Origin of the sequence: Daejeonella sp., assembly GCF_044348475.1 — a bacterium.
Classification (GTDB): domain Bacteria; phylum Bacteroidota; class Bacteroidia; order Sphingobacteriales; family Sphingobacteriaceae; genus Daejeonella.
In genome coordinates this window covers 1-3,750 of record NZ_JBIKSU010000139.1, presented here as the reverse complement: position 1 = coordinate 3,750, position 3,750 = coordinate 1, and the positions used below count along the sequence as shown (strand labels likewise).

Sequence of the window (3,750 nt, the reverse complement as noted above, 5' to 3'; positions counted from 1 at the left end):
GCAGCATTCCCGCTTCTTCCAATTATTCTCTTTAATTCAATAATATCATCAGCAGAACGCACAAATGATAAACCGATCCACTCCACATCATTTTTTAAGGCAAAGTCCAGATTAGTGAGATCTTCTTCTGTTAAACTTGGAATTGACACTTTTGTATTGGGAAGGTTCACTCCTTTACGAGAGGTAAGCACTCCACCATATACCACTTCACATTGTACAGTATCCTTATTATTCGTTTTGAGAACTCTCATCTGAATCTTGCCATCATCAAGAAGAATGATCTCTCCGGCGCGAACATCACTTGGAAAACTCTGATAAGTGATGTAAATCTTATTCTCATCACCGATCATTTCTTTAGTAGTTATCTCGATCTTATGACCGCTAGCTAGATTAACACCCCCTTCTTTCACTAAACCTATCCGAATCTTTGGGCCCTGCAAATCAGCCAGTATTCCAACATTGGTTTTATATTTCTTATTGATATCTCTGATAACATCGATAACCTTCTGGTGATCATCCTGGCTACCATGAGAAAAATTTAATCTACATACGTCAACACCAGCCTTTATCATATTCAACAAAACTTCTTTCGAACAAGAAGCAGGTCCTAATGTGGCTACAATTTTAGTTCTGTTATGAACTGTTTTCATCAGCTTTATATTTTTTTGAATTATTTTTTCAATCAATTGTGTACTAAATACACCTATTAGAAAGGGCTAAAATATGAGATTTTCTTTGGATTTCAATTTTTTAGGGTCAACTTCTACCGCAACAAGCACCTCTGGAACCTTATTTAATTTACTAATTATCAGCTTTAGGTCATCATCATCGATGTAATTCCTAATCAATAAAAAGAAATCTACTTTTTTCATTTCGGGCACCAAAAAACCTTCCGTACCTTTATTGGCAATGATATACAGCTCTGTTTCCGTTTGCGGCATCAGAAAAAAGTATCTGCTAAAATAAAATATTTCGTTGCCGGCATTGAAGGGAAGCTCTAAATCAGTAACCTTGCAAAAATCAGTTCCAAGTTGCTTATTAATTTTAAAACAAAACATATAGTCTTTTAGTTGCGAAGTAATAGCCAGCAACACGAAGTCAAGGTCAAGTTCAAATTTTAAAGTAGTTCTATTCAACGTTTATTTTTTGTGCTAAATTACAAATGTAATAAGCATAAACATTTAAATTATTGACTAATAAAACTGCTAAAAACAAAAAGGTTTGAAAATTGATAGAATTTATTTTTCTTTGCACATATTTATTTAACAATTAAATCATAAAACCATGTCTGATATCGCTTCAAGAGTTAAAGCAATTATCGTTGAAAAATTAGGTGTTGACGAAAGTGAAGTTACACCAGAGGCATCATTCACCAATGATCTTGGTGCCGATTCACTAGACACCGTGGAATTAATCATGGAGTTTGAGAAAGAATTTAATGTAGCTATCCCTGATGACCAGGCTGAAACTATCGGTACTGTAGGCCAAGCTATCGCTTATTTAGAAAAGAACGTAAAGTAATTTACGATATCCTCACATAAATGGAGCTTAAAAGAGTTGTTGTTACAGGACTAGGTGCGCTTACTCCAATTGGAAATACTGTTCCAGAATTCTGGAAAAGTTTGATCAATGGGGTAAGCGGCGCCGCTCCTATAACGCACTACGATCCTGAAAAATTTCGTACAAAATTTGCCTGTGAAGTTAAGAACTTCAATCCGGAAGACTTTTTGGAGAAAAAAGAAGCTCGTAAATTAGATCCATTTGTTCATTATGCAATTGCTGCATCTGATGAGGCTATTAAAGATGCTGGCTTAGATTTCCCAAATCTCGATACCAATCGAATTGGAGTAATCTGGGGCTCTGGTATTGGTGGTTTAAAAACCTTTACCGATGAAGTTATGAACTTCGCAAATGGAGATGGAACTCCACGTTTCAATCCATTTTTCATTCCTAAAATGATTCTGGACATTGCTCCTGGCCATATTTCAATAAGACATGGCTTGCGCGGTCCGAATTTCTCTACTGTTTCTGCTTGCGCTTCTTCAACCAATGCGCTGATCGATGCATTTAACTATATCCGACTGGATATGGCTGATATTATTGTTTCAGGAGGTTCAGAAGCTATTATCAATGAGGCAGGCATGGGTGGTTTCAATGCCATGCATGCACTTTCTACACGAAATGATGATCCAACAACTGCATCCCGACCTTTTGATAAAGACCGAGATGGTTTTGTTGCAGGAGAAGGGGCAGGAAGTATTATTCTTGAAGAATTAGAGCATGCTCTAGCAAGAGGTGCTAAAATTTATGCTGAACTTGTAGGTGGTGGTATGAGTGCTGATGCAAATCATATAACTGCACCACATCCTGAAGGTCTTGGTGCTAAACTGGTTATGACCAATGCGCTAAGAGATGCTCACATGGCACCTTCTGATATTGATTATATTAATGTGCATGGCACTTCTACTCCTCTTGGAGATATAAGCGAAGTAAAAGCTATCCTTGATATGTTTAAGGAAGATGCTTTCAAATTAAATATAAGCTCCACAAAATCAATGACAGGCCACCTTCTGGGTGCAGCCGGAGCGGTAGAAGCAATTGCAGTAATTCTTTCTGTACAAAATGATATTATTCCACCAACAATAAATCATTTTACAGATGATCCTGGTTTTGATCCAAGATTAAATTTCACATTTAATAAGGCTCAGAAACGTACCGTAAACGCTGCCTTGAGCAATACTTTCGGATTTGGAGGACACAATGCTTCTGTGATCTTCAAAAAATACAAGGCCTAACCATCTTAGTCATTAATTATCCTTACTGTTTCTCTTTAAACCTGTATATTAGTTAGTATCAATTTGATTTACGGTCATTAATGCCATTTTCAAGAATTTATAAACTCTACTTTTCGCCAAATCGCAAGTACATAAGGTCTTTAAAGAACTTATTGGGATATGTTCCTGGAAATTTACGACTTTATCGTATGGCTTTCAGGCACCGTTCTGTTGCTGTAGAGGTTAAAAACGGAGCAAAAAATAGTAACGAACGACTTGAATTTTTAGGGGATGCTATATTAGGGTCGGTGGTGGCTGAGTTATTATTTAAAATGTATCCCTATAAAGACGAAGGTTTTTTAACTGAAATGCGATCAAAAATAGTAAGCCGATCAAACCTGAACCAGCTAGCTAAACGTCTTGGCCTCGATGAACATATTGAATTTGATAACAAAGCTCTAAATCATAGCAACAAACAAGGCTCTCTTTTAGGAGATACTTTCGAAGCAATGATCGGCGCTGTTTACATGGATAAGGATTATAATTTTACAAGAAATTTTCTGCTTAAACGCATTATTAAACCGCATATTGACATCCATACCCTCGAACTTACTGAAACTAATTTTAAAAGCAAGCTAATTGAGTGGTGCCAGCGCCATGGAAAAGATATCACTTTTGAAATAATACCCAATGAAGAAGGAGAAAATACCAAACTCTTTACAATCAGGGCAAATGTGGATGGTGAAAGTTGTGCCATTGGCCGAGATTATAACAAGAAGAACGCAGAAAAACTAGCAGCAGAAAAAGCTTGCGAGTTCTTACATATTTAGGGAAATGCTCAGAATTTTGAAAAATGCTAGTGCAATTTTATTCCTGATCTATAGTTTGACGGTATTTATTGCTGCCATGATACTTGTTTTTCCATTTATTCTGATCAGTTCAATACTATTTAAAGAAAAAAAGGCTCAAGATATCA

General features: G+C 36.3%; 5 protein-coding genes. 3 read left to right on the top strand and 2 right to left on the bottom strand.

Annotated features, from left to right (window positions below):
* A partial coding sequence (locus tag ACIQZ6_RS12330; protein ID WP_395811536.1) for a pyruvate kinase occupies positions 1 to 650 on the bottom strand: 650 nt, incomplete at its 3' end.
* Between the two features lie 66 nt (positions 651 to 716).
* Positions 717 to 1,136 (bottom strand): IPExxxVDY family protein, encoded by a 420-nt coding sequence (locus ACIQZ6_RS12325; protein ID WP_395811534.1) that lies wholly within the window; start codon positions 1,134 to 1,136, stop codon positions 717 to 719.
* Positions 1,137 to 1,284: 148 nt separating this feature from the next.
* Between ACIQZ6_RS12325 and ACIQZ6_RS12320 the strand changes: the two genes are divergently transcribed.
* The 3 genes from ACIQZ6_RS12320 to rnc all read left to right on the top strand — a co-directional run bounded on the left by ACIQZ6_RS12320 (position 1,285) and on the right by rnc (position 3,604).
* Positions 1,285 to 1,521 (top strand): acyl carrier protein, encoded by a 237-nt coding sequence (locus ACIQZ6_RS12320; RefSeq protein ID WP_008508386.1) that lies wholly within the window; start codon positions 1,285 to 1,287, stop codon positions 1,519 to 1,521.
* 20 nt (positions 1,522 to 1,541) lie between these two features.
* The gene (gene fabF, locus ACIQZ6_RS12315) at positions 1,542 to 2,795 is read left to right on the top strand and encodes a beta-ketoacyl-ACP synthase II (protein ID WP_395811532.1); all 1,254 of its coding nucleotides are present in this window, start codon (positions 1,542 to 1,544) and stop codon (positions 2,793 to 2,795) included.
* An 80-nt stretch (positions 2,796 to 2,875) separates the two neighbouring features.
* Positions 2,876 to 3,604, top strand: coding sequence for a ribonuclease III (gene rnc / locus ACIQZ6_RS12310; protein ID WP_395811530.1), 729 nt, complete (start codon positions 2,876 to 2,878; stop codon positions 3,602 to 3,604).
* The last annotated feature ends 146 nt before the right edge of the window (positions 3,605 to 3,750 follow it).

Coding starts and splice junctions, on each gene's coding strand:
- rnc (WP_395811530.1), top strand. CDS start 2,876: ATGCCATTTTCAAGAATTTATAAACTCTACTTTTCGCCAAATCGCAAG.
- ACIQZ6_RS12320 (WP_008508386.1), top strand. CDS start 1,285: ATGTCTGATATCGCTTCAAGAGTTAAAGCAATTATCGTTGAAAAATTA.
- fabF (WP_395811532.1), top strand. CDS start 1,542: ATGGAGCTTAAAAGAGTTGTTGTTACAGGACTAGGTGCGCTTACTCCA.